The organism is Pseudomonas sp. 10S5, assembly GCF_035019745.1.
Lineage (GTDB): Bacteria > Pseudomonadota > Gammaproteobacteria > Pseudomonadales > Pseudomonadaceae > Aquipseudomonas.
On record NZ_JASJVL010000035.1, the window covers coordinates 1 to 15894 of the forward strand.

The 15894-nt window shown below is 51.9% G+C and carries 13 protein-coding genes and 2 tRNA genes; 9 read left to right on the forward strand and 6 right to left on the reverse strand.

Annotated elements, in window-relative coordinates; genetic code table 11:
* Nucleotides 1-149: 149 nt before the first annotated feature.
* Nucleotides 150-226, forward strand: a tRNA-Arg gene (locus tag QN378_RS23095).
* Between the two features lie 40 nt (nt 227-266).
* Here the strand turns inward: QN378_RS23095 and QN378_RS23100 are convergent.
* Entirely contained in the window at nt 267-773 is a 507-nt protein-coding gene (locus QN378_RS23100; RefSeq protein ID WP_322204666.1) for a cell envelope protein SmpA, read from the reverse strand.
* 307 nt (nt 774-1080) lie between these two features.
* On the opposite strand from QN378_RS23100, the gene mgtE reads away from it, so the two are divergent.
* The 3 genes from mgtE to QN378_RS23115 all read left to right on the forward strand — a co-directional run bounded on the left by mgtE (nt 1081) and on the right by QN378_RS23115 (nt 6088).
* Nucleotides 1081-2523, forward strand: a complete 1443-nt coding sequence (mgtE, locus tag QN378_RS23105; RefSeq protein WP_322204664.1) for a magnesium transporter — start codon at nt 1081-1083, stop codon at nt 2521-2523.
* A 485-nt stretch (nt 2524-3008) separates the two neighbouring features.
* Complete coding sequence (locus QN378_RS23110; protein WP_322204662.1) at nt 3009-4751, forward strand: ABC transporter permease subunit; 1743 nt, start codon at nt 3009-3011, stop codon at nt 4749-4751.
* 14 nt (nt 4752-4765) lie between these two features.
* The gene (locus QN378_RS23115) at nt 4766-6088 is read left to right on the forward strand and encodes a nitrate/sulfonate/bicarbonate ABC transporter ATP-binding protein (RefSeq protein WP_322204660.1); all 1323 of its coding nucleotides are present in this window, start codon (nt 4766-4768) and stop codon (nt 6086-6088) included.
* A gap of 215 nt (nt 6089-6303) precedes the next feature.
* Here QN378_RS23115 and QN378_RS23120 read toward each other — a convergent pair whose 3' ends face one another.
* The 3 genes from QN378_RS23120 to QN378_RS23130 all read right to left on the reverse strand — a co-directional run bounded on the left by QN378_RS23120 (nt 6304) and on the right by QN378_RS23130 (nt 7495).
* Nucleotides 6304-6633 carry an Arc family DNA-binding protein gene (locus QN378_RS23120; RefSeq protein WP_297842157.1) on the reverse strand — a complete coding sequence of 110 codons (330 nt, stop codon included), beginning with the start codon at nt 6631-6633 and terminating at the stop codon, nt 6304-6306.
* Between the two features lie 377 nt (nt 6634-7010).
* Nucleotides 7011-7196 carry a PA3371 family protein gene (locus tag QN378_RS23125; RefSeq protein WP_322204658.1) on the reverse strand — a complete coding sequence of 62 codons (186 nt, stop codon included), beginning with the start codon at nt 7194-7196 and terminating at the stop codon, nt 7011-7013.
* A 50-nt stretch (nt 7197-7246) separates the two neighbouring features.
* Nucleotides 7247-7495 carry a hypothetical protein gene (locus QN378_RS23130; RefSeq protein ID WP_322204655.1) on the reverse strand — a complete coding sequence of 83 codons (249 nt, stop codon included), beginning with the start codon at nt 7493-7495 and terminating at the stop codon, nt 7247-7249.
* 325 nt (nt 7496-7820) lie between these two features.
* On the opposite strand from QN378_RS23130, the gene QN378_RS23135 reads away from it, so the two are divergent.
* From QN378_RS23135 to QN378_RS23150, 4 genes are all read left to right on the forward strand, one after another.
* Nucleotides 7821-7897: transfer RNA gene (locus QN378_RS23135), tRNA-Arg, on the forward strand.
* A gap of 751 nt (nt 7898-8648) precedes the next feature.
* Nucleotides 8649-9467 carry a formate/nitrite transporter family protein gene (locus QN378_RS23140; protein ID WP_323551039.1) on the forward strand — a complete coding sequence of 273 codons (819 nt, stop codon included), beginning with the start codon at nt 8649-8651 and terminating at the stop codon, nt 9465-9467.
* Nucleotides 9468-10075: 608 nt separating this feature from the next.
* A complete protein-coding gene (locus tag QN378_RS23145; RefSeq protein WP_322204650.1) occupies nt 10076-11671 on the forward strand; it encodes an ArnT family glycosyltransferase in 1596 nt (531 codons plus the stop codon).
* Nucleotides 11664-12449: a glycosyltransferase gene (locus tag QN378_RS23150; RefSeq protein WP_323551040.1), complete on the forward strand. Its 786-nt coding sequence runs from the start codon at nt 11664-11666 to the stop codon at nt 12447-12449. The genes QN378_RS23145 and QN378_RS23150 overlap by 8 nt, the downstream gene beginning before the upstream one ends.
* A 50-nt stretch (nt 12450-12499) precedes the next feature.
* Here QN378_RS23150 and adhP read toward each other — a convergent pair whose 3' ends face one another.
* The gene (adhP, locus tag QN378_RS23155) at nt 12500-13528 is read right to left on the reverse strand and encodes an alcohol dehydrogenase AdhP (RefSeq protein WP_322204646.1); all 1029 of its coding nucleotides are present in this window, start codon (nt 13526-13528) and stop codon (nt 12500-12502) included.
* A 386-nt stretch (nt 13529-13914) separates the two neighbouring features.
* A complete protein-coding gene (locus tag QN378_RS23160; RefSeq protein ID WP_322204644.1) occupies nt 13915-14454 on the reverse strand; it encodes a hypothetical protein in 540 nt (179 codons plus the stop codon).
* A gap of 313 nt (nt 14455-14767) precedes the next feature.
* Here QN378_RS23160 and QN378_RS23165 point away from each other — a divergent pair, with 313 nt between their 5' ends.
* Nucleotides 14768-15787: a branched-chain amino acid aminotransferase gene (locus tag QN378_RS23165; RefSeq protein WP_323551041.1), complete on the forward strand. Its 1020-nt coding sequence runs from the start codon at nt 14768-14770 to the stop codon at nt 15785-15787.
* Nucleotides 15788-15894: the final 107 nt, after the last annotated feature.

The window sequence follows — 15894 nt, forward strand, 5'->3', positions numbered from 1 at the left end:
CACTCGTAGCTCAGCTGGATAGAGTACTCGGCTACGAACCGAGCGGTCACAGGTTCGAATCCTGTCGAGTGCACCAATTAAAAGGTTGTTTACAGCAATGTAAGTAACTTGCTTCAACCAGCGGTGGCCTGGTTTATCAAACACAAAATGCACTCGTAGCTCAGCTGGATAGAGTACTCGGCTACGAACCGAGCGGTCACAGGTTCGAATCCTGTCGAGTGCACCAAACACCAAAAAGCCTGCATCTGATGCGGGCTTTTTGCTGTCTAGGGTTTACCTTTTACGCATCCCTCCTCATCGAAAACAACTTGGCTACTGCGACCATTTTTGGGCTCATACGTGTAGCGGGTTTCTCCGTTTCGACTCACAATTTTATCCGGTTTGCCCAATGAGCTTTCCACGTCGCGCATCGTCATGCCGACACGGGCCTGCTGCTGGATGATCGCGCGCCGCCGTTGCTCACGGCTCAACACATTTGCGCAGCCATCGTAATGCTGCCCTACAACGACCAATTCTTTATTGGCTCGCTGACTATCTGCCGGGACTACGCGCCGACCTCGAAAAGATTCAGCGTCAGGCAAAAGATAAGCCGTGCTACCGGGTGTGGCGTTGTACGCATTTTGCGATTGCATGCGGTGGCCGCTGGGGCAGCCTTGATAGGTGAAACTGACGCGCCCTTCGGGGTCCTCGCAGCGCTGAACCGTTGTGGCCAGTGTTTGAAGTGGAAAGCAGAGCAGGGTAGCGATCAAGGTTGTTCGGGCAGTGACAGGCATTTGAGGTCCTCCATGACGCTCGTCTTAAAGCTTAGCGTTTAGTTAATGTGTAATCCGCGTGTTTTCTTCGCAGGATGTAACGTCACAGCACTGTTGATTAGCTATGTTCCGCAAGCGCTTGTTCTTGCCAAGATTTTGTAGGGCGCGATGGCGGCATGCCTGTATCATTACGCCCGTCAGCTCCGTCGGGGCTTGTGGAATACCTCCATGGACTTACCCAGTAGTAACTCGGCAACACGTTTCACCAATCATGAATTGACTGATTGATCTCCCTGGCGTGCTCCGCTGCTGGGAGTGGAGTTCGCCTATGACCGAAATAGAAGTAAAAAAATCGCAAGACAGCCTGCAGGACCGCCTCGCTCAAGTCGTTGAGCTGCTGCAGCGGCAGCGTGTGGTCGAAGATCTGACTCATCGTCAGGAAGGCCAGCACCACGATCGTGTTGAAAATCTTGTTCATCGGCAGAACGTTGTCGAGTTGCAGCGCAAGCTCGATGATCTGCACTCCGCTGACGTGGCCTACATCCTTGAAGCCTTGCCGCTGGGAGATCGTCTGACGGTTTGGCAGTTGGTCAAATCCGAGCGTGACGGCGACGTTCTTCTCGAAGTTTCAGATTCAGTTCGTGAAACATTGATCGCCGATATGGACGATCAAGAGCTACTGGCTGCGGCGAAGGAAATGGACGCCGACGAGCTCGCTGACCTTACCCCTGAATTGCCGCGTGACGTCGTTCATGAGTTGATGGAAGCACTCGACGTCCAGCAGCGTGAGCGAGTGCGTTCAGCGTTGTCATACAAAGACCATCAGGTCGGTGCCCTGATGGACTTCGAGATGGTAACGATCCGGGAGAATGTCAGCCTGGAAGTGGTCTTGCGTTATCTGCGTCGGCTCAAGGAGCTGCCCGGCCACACTGATAAATTATTCGTTGTCGACCACGACGGTGTGCTCAAGGGTGTTCTGCCGCTCAAGCGTCTGCTGGTCAATGACCCCGACAAACAAGTTGCGGCGGTCATGGCCAATGACACAGTCAGTTTTCACCCGGATGAAGACGGTTACGACGCCGCTCAGGCATTTGAGCGTTATGACTTGATTTCTGCACCCGTAGTCGACAAAAACGGCAAGCTGATCGGCCGTCTGACCATCGACGAAATGGTTGACCTAATCCGTGAGGAGAGTGAGAGCGAAGTCCTCAACATGGCAGGTCTGCGTGAGGAAGAAGACATCTTCGCGTCAGTCTGGAAGTCACTGCGTAACCGTTGGGCGTGGTTGGCAATCAATCTGATCACCGCCTTTGTCGCCTCGCGGGTCATCGGCCTGTTCGAGGGCTCGATCGAGAAGTTGGTGGCTTTGGCCGCCTTGATGCCCATTGTCGCGGGCATTGGTGGCAACTCCGGCAACCAAACAATAACGATGATCGTCCGCGCAATGGCGCTGGATCAAGTCAGCACCGGCAATACCTCGCGCCTGATGCGCAAAGAGCTGATCGTAGCGCTTATAAACGGGGTGGTCTGGGGTGGCGTGATCGGTGTTGTGGCCTATCTGCTTTACGGCAGTTGGTCGCTGGGCGTGGTTATGACAGCAGCCATGACTCTCAACCTGTTACTGGCCGCGTTTATGGGGGTGTTTATTCCCATGACCCTCGTGCGTTTTGGTCGGGATCCAGCCATGGGTGCAAGCGTGATGATCACCGCCATGACCGACAGTGGTGGGTTTTTTATCTTCCTGGGACTGGCGACTGTTTTCTTGCTTTAGACCTTGCCTCTATTGTTTGGCAGCGGCATGGCAGGACGACAGCTTGTAGACAGTTTCGCTGGGCAATAATTAAGCTTTATTCATGTTTATGTAACATATAGATAAGTATCATCTGGCCGCGAAGGCGTTTAGCCGCTACGTCGCTCTGAAACAAGTGATGCTGGCGTAGGGCATTAATATTGTATTAACCCTCACCAAAGGAGACCCCCATGGACCCCGACCATTCTCGGTGGGTCACACAGTGGAATGCCAAACGGGATGCAGAGAGTGTGCGGAGCGGTTCAGCGATTTGATTACTGAATAGCGCTATCACGCTCTGAAATGCCAGCTAGCGTTCGTTTGCGTGGCCAATCTTCTTCGTTTTACCGGTTAAATACAGATTGCTTTGTATCAATTGTCTGATGGCAATTACGTGCAATTGTGCTCTCGAGGACGTTGGATTGTGGTCAATGATCACAGCCGGAACGCTACTGGAACCACCGAATATGAATAAAGTATTCCGTCACTACATCCCGTCAACAGCTCGGCGGCTGCTACCTAACCGTTGGGACTTGATAGCCATGCCTTTGGTTATCGGATTTTTGCTGTTCTTCTCCATCGGTGCACGTGAAACGTGGGCGCCGATATCAACGTTGCAAAGCGAAGTGATCTCACTTGATCCGTCCAACCTCCCGGAATACGCGATACGCACTACGTTGCGTATGTTGGCCGCGATGGTTGCGTCGTTGATTTTTACCCTGATTTACGGGACCTTGGCTGCGAAAAGTCGACGTGCTGAGAAACTGCTGGTGCCGGTTTTGGACATCCTGCAATCAGTGCCTGTGCTGGGATATATTTCATTTACCGTCACGTTTTTCCTGCTGCTGTTTCCGGGTCGCGTTTTGGGTGCGGAATGCGCTGCTATTTTCGCGATTTTTACCAGCCAAGCGTGGAACATGACGTTCAGCTTCTATCAGTCTCTGCGAATGCTGCCCCGTGATTTGGAGGAGGTGGCGCAAAATATTCAGCTTTCCGGGTGGCAAAAATTTTGGAAGCTGGACGTGCCGTTCGCGATGCCGGGGCTAATCTGGAACATGATGATGAGCATGTCTGGCGGCTGGTTTTTTGTGGTTGCCTCAGAAGCCATTACCGTTGGCGACAAAACCATCACCCTGCCAGGCGTTGGTTCTTATCTGGCCACCGCCATTCAGCAGCAGAACCTGCATGCCGTTGGCTACGTGATTTTGGCGATGGTGGCGGTGATACTGATTTATGACCAGTTCCTATTCCGGCCATTGGTGGCCTGGGCGGACAAGTTTCGCATGGAAGACACCGCCTCCCAAGGCGGATCACCTGAATCCTGGGTGCTTAATCTCATCCAGCGTACCCGGGTGATTCAGCGTCTGTTGCGGCCGTTTGCGCGGGCGATTACCCGCATAGGCCATATGCGTCTGAGCCTGCCGCGCTCCAAGTCAGTGCCCGTCAAACACAGTGCCTCCAGGTCGCGGATCATCGATTTTATCTGGGGCAGCTTCATTACGGCGTTCACGCTGTACGTGTTGTACCGCATCACGATATACGTTGGCACCGAGGTGACGTTCAGCGAGGTGTGGCACGTGCTGGGTCTGGCGGTGATTACCTTGCTGCGGGTTGTTTTGCTGATCGTAGTAGCGTCATTGATTTGGGTACCCCTAGGTGTGCTGATTGGCTTGCGGCCGCGGCTCGCGGAAAAAATTCAGCCGCTTGCGCAGTTTCTGGCGGCCTTTCCGGCAAATCTTTTATTTCCCGTATTTGTGATCGTTATCCTGCACTACAACTTGAACCCAGATATTTGGCTGAGCCCGCTGATCGTTTTGGGGACGCAGTGGTACATCCTGTTCAACGTGATTGCCGGTGCTAGCGCATTCCCTAATGACTTCAGAGAGGCGGCTGCCAACTTCCGTATTCGCGGCTGGTTGTGGTGGCGCAAGGTCATGTTGCCTGGCATTTTTCCTTATTACGTGACCGGGGCAATCACAGCCTCGGGCGGCGCATGGAACGCAAGTATCGTTTCCGAATACGTTTCTTGGGGCCAAGACAAAGTCGTCGCTCATGGTCTGGGTGCTTATATTGCTGAAACCACGGCCGCCGGCGATTTCCCTAAAATCACGCTAGGCGTGGTGGTGATGTCGCTTTTTGTCGTGGCATTCAATCGCTTGGTGTGGCGCCCTATGTACGCCATCGCTGAAAACAAACTCCGTCTGAACTAATTGGAGTCGATCTTATGAATACTTTCACCGAACACACCGGCGTATCCCGGGAAATTTATTCTCTTAGCGAAGTCAGTCGCAGTTTTGGCAAAGGCAAAGATGAGTTGCAGGTGCTTAGCAACGTTGACCTTAAGCTGCGTGAAGGCGAGATCGTTGGCATGTTAGGCCGTTCCGGATCTGGTAAATCGACGCTGCTGCGGGTTATCGCCGGGTTGATAGAGCCTTCGTCTGGAGAGGTCCGCTATAACGGTGAGCTCTTGAACGGCCCCGCCGAAGGCGTGGCCATGGTCTTTCAAACTTTTGCGTTGTTCCCCTGGCTAACCGTTCTCGAAAACGTTGAGGCCGGCCTGCAGGCGCTGCAGGTAGATCCCAAAGAATCGCGTCGACGCGCGCTTGCCGCCATTGACTTGATTGGTCTTGACGGCTTTGAAAACGCTTACCCGCGAGAGTTGTCGGGTGGTATGCGCCAGCGCGTGGGTTTTGCCCGGGGTCTGGTGGTTAACCCGACGTTATTGCTGATGGACGAACCGTTCTCCGCGCTGGACGTGTTGACTGCTGAGACGTTGCGGTCTGATTTACTGGATTTGTGGAGCGGCAAGCAGTTACCGATCAAGTCCATCCTGATCGTGACCCACAACATCGAAGAAGCGGTGTTGATGTGCGACCGCATTCTGGTCTTGTCATCGAACCCCGGCCGGGTCGTGGCGGAGATCAAAGTGCCGTTTGGCCATCCGCGTAACCGCCTTGACCCGACATTCAGGCACATGGTCGACGATATCTACGCCTTGATGACCCACCGTCGTAGTGCTGATGCCACCGTTGGTAAACCTGAACTTCAGATGGGTAGTCCGCTACCGGAAGTCTCCACCAACCTCATGGCGGGGTTGATCGAGGCGCTGGCGGCGGAGCCCTACCATGGTCATGCGGGACTGCCCCAAATCTCCGCGCGGTTGCTGTTGGAGGTCGATGATTTGTTCCCCGTGGCGGAAATGCTTGAGAACCTGGGATTTGCCGAACTCAAGGGGGCTGATATTACGCTGACAGAAACCGGTAAATTATTTGCTGAGTACGGAACGCAGGAGCGCAAAACAGTTTTTGCTGAACATCTTGTCAAACATGTGCCGTTGGCTGCGCGGATTCGGCAGGTGTTGCAAGAGCGAAACGGGCATTGGGCGCCGCGGGTACGTTTTGAGCAAGAACTGGAGGACTCGCTTAACGAGTCTATCGCTAGAGAGACATTGGACAGTGTCATCAGTTGGGGACGATACGCAGAGATTTTTTCCTACAATGACAACACCGAGACCTTCAGCCTGGAAGATGTAGAGGGCAGTATTTAACGACCAAGCAGACCTGTGTCTTACCGAATTTTAGAAAAACCTGCATATTGGCGAAGGGTACAAACACTGTACCCAACGCACCGTGTTGCCAAAACACTGACTCCGACAGGCTTATGCAAAGCGTGGCAGGGAGCCGTCAAAAACAGTTTCTTGAGAAAAACTAAGCAACAATAAAAAAAGCCAGCTAAATGCTGGCCTGAATAGTAAACCGACTGTTAGGACTCATCGTCTGCAGCGAGCTCGGTGTCATGAGCAATCAACGAAACAAGCGCGTTTTGTTGACGGTGAGAAAGTTGACGAAACCGTTGCAGCAACTCGCGTTCATGCAAAGACAGCTCAGGACTGTCTAGGCGTAAGCTAGGTTCATCACCCAACGCCCCTTCCTGAATCAAACTCTGCTCAAGGCGAGCAATAATCTCGGAATTCATGCTGCGATGATGATTTTTTGCTACTTGATAGACACGATCGCGCATGCCATCAGGTAATCGAACAACAAATTTATCAGCCGTTCGGCTGGAGTAGATAGCCTGTTTCATTGGGCTCATAAGTTTAACCGGATAAGTTCAGAGGGAGCGGTTTCTAGTATTTGCCGCCAGACGTCCTCTTGTGACAGTCCTTTTAGGCAAATGTTCAACCTCGGTTGTTAAGAGGCCAGCATCATGCCTCAATTTTGCCGGTTCCTTGGCGCCAATTCTGTGACAAATATTGAACTCTATAAAGGCGCTTAGCCAGCACCAATTATCCAAAATGTGGACTGTTTTGCAAAGAATTCCAGCGAATTGCGGTTTTGATGATCAAAACGGGGTTTTTAAGGGATAAATCTGTTACAGGCACGACGTAACGGTGTTTTGAGGGTGGACCGGTTCGATGGTATTAACGGTGGTGGGCAGATGTATTTGGATGGAGATGGACGAGGTTAAATCTAGCGAAGCAGCGGATCGAACTTAATTCGACGTCCCACAATCAGCGCTATGACGAAAAGGGTGAAAAAAATTCCAGTGGCTGATTTAAGTATCATATCGGCTACTTTTTCGCCGTAGGGCAGTGAGATATCCAATGCGAGTGCCATCACCGCCAAGATTAGAAAGGACAACGCAGCTTTTGACATGGCAGTTCTCCGAGCAAAGGTTTCAAAATTTTGGATTGTTCAATCTTCTTTTAAAACACCCACCGTTCGGAACGGTCCATTGAGAATGATGTGTCATCGTTCTTGCTCTGAGTGGCCAGTATTGCCTGCATACCGCGCCGCTGATGAATTACCGCCAACTTCGCGGTTTCATGCACCCCATGAGAAGGTAGGGCCAATGAACGGTTATGATCGATTTCCTGCTCACTGCCTTGAAATTGAAAAGTCACTAGGGCAGCCAATGCAGCGACGTTTAGAATTGAAAGAACAACGTTGTTCATGTCAAGCACCTTCGCTGGGAACTTTTGTCGGGATTGTCTGCATCCCTAATAGTAAGCATCCTCTATGCCAAACATAAATATTATGAAATATTCATATAAATCATAGGCTTATTGTCGTTCGTGGCATTCATGGCGTTGCAGATTGCAATGATGGCAATATGGAACAGTGCAATTTGCACGATGATTAAAGCGTTGGCGTGACTGGGCAGCGTCGGCGGGCAAAATACTACAGGTTAAAAAGCCACGGACGACATGACAAAACCGGGCCTTGCCGTTAACATGCTCGCCGTCTTAACTAGCACTCTATCTGCGTGCTGGCACCAGTGTCTCAGTAGCTCAATTGGATAGAGCATCCCCCTCCTAAGGGGAAGGCTGGCAGTTCGAACCTGCCCTGGGACACCATATATTTAGAGGCTTCCAGCGCTTCTCCCTATAAGGGTTGCGCGCGGAGCTGTTCGACAGCGAGTCGTCGCGCCTAGTAACCTCGATTAGTCTTGGCCGGCTACGTCCAGCTTGGCCAGTCCCGAATACACAGTGCGTGATCAGCGAAATGAGTAGGATTCGAACAGCGCGGTCGCTGCTGCCATTAACTGTCGGCGGCATGGGATACTTTTTCACTTAATCCAATCCATGCCTGTGCCTGCAGCATTTTCAGCGAGGGGTTACGGTTTACAGACCTACCTTCACGTAGTTCTTTACGTCGCTGCTCCATGTGGTCACTAGATATCGCGAATGAATTTTCAGCCTTTTTTCCGTATCGGATCCCAATCCGCTGATCAGCTTATACGGGCAGCAATCTCAGGCAGGCCCAGCAAAATCATCTACAAAGCTCCCTGATATTGCTCAGAAAATTCGCTCCATAGACCGGGTCGATGATGTCATCGGCACAAGCAATTGGACTGCGGCAATTCGACTCAGTTAGCGTGTTGATCGACACAGTCTATGAATTGATCGCCCTCTCGTCTTGCTGCCTTGCATGCGCGGGGCGCCCCTTTAGTCTGTTTCTCCTCCCGTTACACCTTGGACATGCCGCTTGGTTGCTACAAGTTGCGCATAAAGACTGGACTCTAAAAAAACCAATTTTACGGCGCTTAACCGCGGTCACGTTGCATCCGCACGTGCCAAGGGCGCCGTCCAGCCTGAGACCAATACTATGCCCGTCAATACCCCCCCACAAGTTGCTGAAATGACTATTGAAGCCGGTGTGAAAAAAGCTCGTCTGCCAATGCTCTCAATTCTAGTTTTGGGCTTTCTGGCTGGCGCTTTCATAGCGCTTGGTTTTCTACTAGATATTCACGTGAGCACAATGATTCCGGCCCAATGGGCATCGTTTGGTAATCTGCTAGGCGCAGCGGTATTTCCCATTGGTCTGATTCTGGTGGTCTTGGCGGGGGGCGAATTGCTCACCGGCAATATGATGAGCCTGCCCATGGCTATGTTTGCCGGAAAAATCCCACTTTCGGCAGTGGTGCGCAACTGGCTGCTGGTCACGGTCGCCAATCTGCTCGGCGCGCTGTTTGTCGCTTATTTCTTCGGCCATTTTCTGGGCCTCACCGAAGGCGCTTACTTGGCCAAGACGGTCGCCATAGCAACAGCTAAAGTCAGCGCGGATTTCGGACATGCCTTTATTTCAGGTATCGGCTGCAATTGGCTGGTGTGCTTGGCCGTCTGGCTGTCTTACTCGAGCAAAGAAGCCGCCGGTAAGATCTTGGGCATGTGGTTCCCGGTTATGGCCTTTGTCGCGATCGGTTTCCAGCATGTGGTTGCTAACATGTTTCTAATCCCGGCCGCAATTTTCGCCGACGCCTTGACTTGGGGGCAATTCTTCGAAAATTTTGTCGCAGTGTTCCTTGGCAACGCGGTGGGCGGTGCGATTTTTGTTGGCTTGGCGTACTACGTGTCGTACTCCAATGTAAGCACCGCTCCGGTTGCATCGTTGGAATACGGCGCGTCGGACTCGGCAAGCGTGTAAAAAATCCAGATGAAAAGAAGCCCTGCTCAGGTTCGTCCTGTCAGGGCTTTTCTACGTCCAGCAGCACTGATTTACAGAACCTTGTAGCTAGCGGGTGAATAAAGCTGAAATTTTGGGAAGTCACCTTGACTCATCTAAAGCGCTGTCCGAAGCATTCTGTCGGGCATGATGCAAAACGGCTCCGTTCTCAGCCGGGCGAGTCGCTGAGCGGCTCGAACTGGCTGAAAAATATTTGCGATAACACGAGTTCGCGGCGGTAAATTGATGGCAATCTCCTGAATGTAATAATTCAAGGGTATAAATATGGGCCACGTCCATTAGTTAAATAAAACTTTAAGAAGTTATTGGCTCAGCCCGCTCCGTGCGGGCTGACGTGTTTTAAGCACAATAAGGATATGTGGCCGTTTTTTTTTTTCAAAAAAAACCTCCTCATGGCTCGAATACGGTTTTAACAAACGCGACACGAAATGCCGGGCATTAATAGTAGATAGATGTCTTTACGACACAATTTTCTCTTTTTCCTGACGCCGCCATGACGAATGATCGTTTAAGTTCTGAATGCGCTGATTAATACAGGCGTCCTAACATTTTGGTTGATCGATCGATCTATGAAAAATACTGCTATCGAGTTCTTCAAAAGTGACAAGGGCGCACTGTGGCTGCTGCTCGGCGTCACCGCATTAGTTTTATTGTTTGGTTTGGGGGCTCGAGAGCTGTGGGGCGCCGAAACGCGCTGGGCCAATATCTCGCTGCAAATGCTGCAAAGCGGAGATTATTTTGACCCATACCTCAAAGGCTCAGCGTATTACGACAAACCGCTACCGTCCTACTGGTTGATTGCCGCCACTGCCGAGTTGATGGGTGGCCTCAGTCACTGGTCGTTGCGCCTGTCATCGGTAGTAGCGGCGTGGCTGAGCGTTTGGTTGATTTACTTGATCGGACGACAATTGTTTACCAAAAGCACCGGCTTGATTGCGGGTTGGATGCTCGCAACAACGTTCTTTTTTATCTTCTGGGGACGTGTCGCGACCGCAGATATATTGACCGTGTGCGGTGTGCTGGCCTCTGTATGGTGGTATTGGCGAGGACCGGACGACACTAGGCTTGGTCGCTATACCGTGTTCTTTCTGTTGCTCGCGGTAACGTCGTTGTTCAAGGGACTAATCGGTTTTATTCTTCCGGCGCTGGTATTACTGCCCCATGTGCTGAGCGAAGGACGTTGGAAGCGTCACCTCAACCTGCGAATGTGTCTTGCGTTGATTATTGCTTGCTTGTTCTACATGGCGCCGTTCGTTCTGTCACATATCTACGGCGCCCAAAATTATCGGGAGAGCGGTCTAGGCCTGGTATTTCAAGAGAACTTTGTCCGGTTTTTTCATCCGTTCGACAACCTTGGCCCAATTTACACCTACTTGATTTATCTACCGGTTTACACCTTGCCTTGGGCACCCTGCTGGATTCTGGGTCTGTGGGTCGCCGCTCGCCAATGGCGACAAATAGAACCCAACACGCGCTGGTTGATAATGGGACTCGGCCTTTTATTCTTGTTCTTTACCGCCAGTGGCAGTCGTCGCAGCTACTACGTGTTGCCGCTAGTACCCTTTGCCCAATTGATTGGTGCATGGTGGGTGACCCGTTTCATCGCCCAAAAACGCGCGGCTGGCAAGGTTAGCGGTCCGGGCTGGGTAAAAGGGTTTGCTGCCGCTGCCGGTGTGTTGTTCTTAGTGCTCGGCGTTATTTACCCATGGACCAATGGCGGCGGGGGGGTCGTTCAGTTCTCGGCAGACGTGCGAGGTGAGGCTACGAAAAGTGCACCTTGGGATCAGTGGAGAATGGTTCTGGTCGAAGTGGATAACAAACTTCCAATGTATTTGCAGAATGAGGGTGGCGCTTTCTACTACGTGACCGGCTCGGAAAATATTCCGCAAGAAGGTGACAGTGCCGCGTTCATGGCATGGATCGATAAAGCCAGCGGTCAGCATTGGAACCCTGAGCGCACCATTATCGTTGCGCAATATCACCACCACGGCAAGTTACCCCTGAATTTTCTGGCTGCTGACCACACCGTCATTACCACTCAATTAAACAATGGTGCGCGCCTGTTCCATTCGCGTGAATCCGGAAGCGTTGCGTTTATCCCTCAAGCGGTAAGTACCGTAGTGGAAAATGTTGTACCTGCGAAGGCGGTAAAAGACTATGACTAGTATGCAACCTCTCAAAGCATCTTTCAGTATTGTGATGGTTAATTATAAGTCGCTCGAACTGACCAAGGCATGCCTTGATTTATTGTCCGAAGGCGCTCAAAGCGCGGGTGTTCCAGTTTTGGTGGTGGATAATTACTCCGCCGACGCCAGTGTTGAATATTTACGCACTTTGAGCTGGATCACGTTGATTGAGCGAGAAAAGTCCGCGCCGGAAGCGGGCAGTGTTGCGCACGGCCGAGCACTGGATCTCGCCTTAGGAAAGGTGAATACGGAATACGTATTTTTGTTACACACCGACACATTCGTGCACGATCCGTCGATATTTCACATGATGCTAAATCAGTGCGCTGGCCCCCGCGAAGTTGCGGCTGTGGGTTGCGTAGAACAATTAAATCGCGGACTGGGTCGATCTGCTTGGCGACTGGTTTCGCGCTGCATAAAACACTACTCACGCTGTATTTTTCGCGCGTTGGGCATAGATGCCAAAGAGCCAAAACCGTTCATGGAAACGCACCTGAAGAGTTTTTGTGCGCTTTGGAATGTCCGATTGATAAAAAAACATGGCTTACAGTTTTTAATGGATGACCGCAACCCTGGTTATGAGTTACAGGACAGAATGGTAACGCTGGGTTATAAGATCAGGTTTATCTCGCCCAGAAAGATGTTTCGTTACCTTGATCACCTGCAAAGCGGCACGGTCTCGGCAGGGGGTGGTTACGCGCGCAATCACCGAAGGGTTAAGGTCTATAACCAAATGGTTAAACACGCCACCAAATAACTGATAACTGACCAAGCCCGACATTACGTCGAGCTTGGACCCAGTTTTAATCAGTCCTGCATGTCGATAACCACGCGTCCCTCAATTTGACCTTCGCGCATGCGATCAAAAACCGCATTGACGTTTTCCAGCTTCTCGGTTGATACCGTCGCTTTAACTTTGCCTTCTCCGGCAAAATCCAACGCCTCCTGCAGGTCCTGTCGGGTGCCGACTATGGAACCGCGCACCGTGGTGCCGTTCAGGACCATGTCGAATATCGAAATTGGAAACTCACCTGCTGGCAGGCCATTGAGCGCGATGGTGCCACCGCGACGGGTCATGCCCATGGCTTGTTTGAACGCAATCGGCGAGACCGCGGTAACCAATGCCCCGTGAGCGCCGCCAATGGCGTCTTTCAAGAAGGTAGCAGGGTCATGATGACGGGCGTTTACGGTGACTTCGGCGCCGAGCCTACGGGCCAGATCAAGCTTGCTGTCGTCAATGTCGACGGCAGCGACGTTCATGCCCATCGCTTTAGCGTATTGAACCGCCATATGGCCCAAGCCGCCGATACCGGAGATCACCACCCACTGGCCAGGCTTGGTTTCGGTCATTTTCAGCCCTTTGTAAACGGTTACGCCGGCACAGAGTATGGGTGCAATTTCAATGAAGCCGACATTGTCGGGCAATTTACCGACAAAGTTGGCGTCCGCTAAGGTGTACTCGGCGAATCCGCCGTTGACGGAATAGCCGCTATTTTCCTGCTTCTCACATAGGGTTTCCCAGCCGCCAAGGCAATGTTCGCAATGGCCGCAAGTAGAATAAAGCCAAGGCACGCCTACCCGATCTCCTTCTTTGACGTGTTTAACACCTGGACCGACTCCGACTACATAACCAACGCCCTCATGACCAGGGATAAAAGGCGGGTTGGGTTTAACCGGCCAATCGCCCTCGGCAGCATGCAGATCGGTATGGCAGACGCCGGAAGCCGCAATTTTTACCAAAACTTGGCCGTACCCCGGCGTGGGGACAGGTACTTCACGAATTTCCAGTGGTTTGCCGAAGGTATGGACGACTGCGGCTTTCATTGTTTTTTGCATGATAGAAATCCTTAACGACAGTAGCAGTAAGTGATGTTATGCGTGCGAAGTGGCATCCCGGCTGAAGCTTCGAGGCAGTGCGTTACTGAACGAAATGGAACGCATAGAAAAGATCTCCTTAGCTTTAAGTTTTATCGGAGCAAGCGTCGGTGCGCTTACAGCTCACTCAGCAAGGATCAGGCCAGTGCCGTTAATGGCCTGATATAGGCGGGTTTGAAGCGACGATCCGGGCGACCATTCAATGATGTTGTGGCATATATGGCACAGCATCGACGAAACGTTGTGCCGTTATCGGTACGGTAAATACGTGTTACGTAAGGCGTGGAAGGTAGAGGTAACTGCGTAGCGTCAGTTAACTTTTGCTCACTTGACGTATTAGCTCCGTTTCAGTTGATTGGACCGGGCGGAGTGGCAGGCACGATGCGCCAAGGCTCTGAACACTGGCGCACATTGGGGTAGTACCCCTTGGTCGGAATGCAGTAATACCAGTTCGATGCTTGTGAAACCGGCGGCGTTGCTGCTGTTGCGGGTTCGGAGACTTGCTGCGAATAGTATGGGTCGATCATCGGCGCTGGCTGAGCCACCGGGTAATAAATCGTCGAAGGGTAATAATAACTTGGCGTTGGGTAGTAATAGACTGGATAGGGCCGGTAATAATACGAATTGGCATAAGTCCCTGCCGCATAGCCCGCGCCTAAGCCAATACCGAGTCCCAGCCAAGCGCCGTTGCCATACCAGCCGCCGCCGTGATGGCCGCCACCGTGATAATAGTCGCCACCGCCATGGTAATAATGACCGCCGCCGTGGTAGTTCCCTCTACCGTGATAATCGCCGCCGTAGGATTGTGCCGCCGCCGGAACAGATAAGCCCGGACCGACCACCACCATACCCACCAAGACAAAACGTTTTATCGAATCGATGTTCATGGTATTCGCCCCATATTTCTGCCGCGGCCGTTTTGCTGATTTGCGTTGGTTCGTTCCGGTCCGCTTCGGACATCCGCAAGTATTCTCGTCCCGCCGTCAAGATTGAGAGTTTGTCGCGCATGCCATGAAGGATAGGCTTTATCGTCAGGTTTGGGTGTGCCGGATGTCGTCGAGTGTCTATGGTCAGTAGGCTGATTAACGCCGGCACACCATTGAGTAGATGCGAGCCAGCCCCTGAATAAAGTATTGTTGTTGCCATCATAGAAACGAAGAGCTTGGGTTATTCAGGCGGTCTTTAAAGGTAGAGGGTGTCATGAGTTACGAAAGCATCAATTGGGACAAGCTGGGCTTCGATTACATCAAAACAGATCTGCGTTATCTGTCGCATTGGCGTGATGGCGCCTGGCAGAAAGGAACGCTGACCGAAGACAACGTGCTGCATATCAGTGAGGGCTCGACGGCTCTGCACTATGGGCAGCAGTGTTTCGAAGGTCTTAAGGCCTATCGCTGTAAGGACGGCTCTATCAACCTGTTCCGCCCTGACCAGAATGCACTGCGCATGCAGCGTAGTTGTGCGCGGTTGTTGATGCCTTATGTATCGACCGAAGATTTCATCGAAGCCTGTAAAAAAGTCGTCCGCGCCAACGAGCGTTTTATTCCACCCTATGGAACGGGTGGCTCCCTCTATCTGCGTCCGTTCGTGATCGGCGTGGGTGACAATATAGGTGTACGCACGGCACCTCAGTTCATTTTCTCGATTTTTTGCATGCCGGTGGGTGCTTATTTCAAAGGCGGCTTGAAGCCTAACAACTTCCAGATATCCAGTTTTGACCGCGCCGCCGCGAACGGCACAGGTGCGGCCAAGGTCGGTGGCAACTATGCAGCTAGCCTATTGCCGAACTCTCAAGCCAAGAAACTTAATTTTGCCGATTGTATTTACCTGGATCCGCTAACGCACTCAAAAATCGAAGAAGTCGGTTCTGCCAATTTCTTCGCCATTACCCACGACGATGTGTTTGTAACGCCGAAATCGCCGTCGGTATTACCAGGCATCACTCGTCTTTCGCTAATCGAACTGGCGCTAAGTCGTCTTGGCCTCAACGTTGTCGAAGGTGACGTATTCATTGACAAGCTAAGCGATTTCAAAGAAGCGGGGGCTTGCGGTACAGCAGCGGTTATCACCCCTATTGGAGGAATTGAATACAACGACGCTCTCCACGTGTTCTTCAGCCAGGAAGAGGTGGGGCCGATCACCCAGAAGCTTTACAACGAACTGACCGGTGTTCAATCGGGCGATATTGATGCGCCGGAAGGCTGGATCGTTAAAGTCTAATACGCCGCTTTGGTCGACAAGCCAGCTCCCACAGTATGAACTGCGCCCCAAATGTTGGACAGTGATTGAATAAGCTACGCGGCCTGAGTTCTGTATGCCACTGGACT

Bases quoted from the DNA above. Each gene is read 5' to 3' on its own strand.
- QN378_RS23100 (WP_322204666.1), bottom strand. From the start codon at position 773: ATGCCTGTCACTGCCCGAACAACCTTGATCGCTACCCTGCTCTGCTTT.
- mgtE (WP_322204664.1), top strand. From the start codon at position 1,081: ATGACCGAAATAGAAGTAAAAAAATCGCAAGACAGCCTGCAGGACCGC.
- QN378_RS23110 (WP_322204662.1), top strand. From the start codon at position 3,009: ATGAATAAAGTATTCCGTCACTACATCCCGTCAACAGCTCGGCGGCTG.
- QN378_RS23115 (WP_322204660.1), top strand. From the start codon at position 4,766: ATGAATACTTTCACCGAACACACCGGCGTATCCCGGGAAATTTATTCT.
- QN378_RS23120 (WP_297842157.1), bottom strand. From the start codon at position 6,633: ATGAGCCCAATGAAACAGGCTATCTACTCCAGCCGAACGGCTGATAAA.
- QN378_RS23125 (WP_322204658.1), bottom strand. From the start codon at position 7,196: ATGTCAAAAGCTGCGTTGTCCTTTCTAATCTTGGCGGTGATGGCACTC.
- QN378_RS23130 (WP_322204655.1), bottom strand. From the start codon at position 7,495: ATGAACAACGTTGTTCTTTCAATTCTAAACGTCGCTGCATTGGCTGCC.
- QN378_RS23140 (WP_323551039.1), top strand. From the start codon at position 8,649: ATGCCCGTCAATACCCCCCCACAAGTTGCTGAAATGACTATTGAAGCC.
- QN378_RS23145 (WP_322204650.1), top strand. From the start codon at position 10,076: ATGAAAAATACTGCTATCGAGTTCTTCAAAAGTGACAAGGGCGCACTG.
- QN378_RS23150 (WP_323551040.1), top strand. From the start codon at position 11,664: ATGACTAGTATGCAACCTCTCAAAGCATCTTTCAGTATTGTGATGGTT.
- adhP (WP_322204646.1), bottom strand. From the start codon at position 13,528: ATGCAAAAAACAATGAAAGCCGCAGTCGTCCATACCTTCGGCAAACCA.
- QN378_RS23160 (WP_322204644.1), bottom strand. From the start codon at position 14,454: ATGAACATCGATTCGATAAAACGTTTTGTCTTGGTGGGTATGGTGGTG.
- QN378_RS23165 (WP_323551041.1), top strand. From the start codon at position 14,768: ATGAGTTACGAAAGCATCAATTGGGACAAGCTGGGCTTCGATTACATC.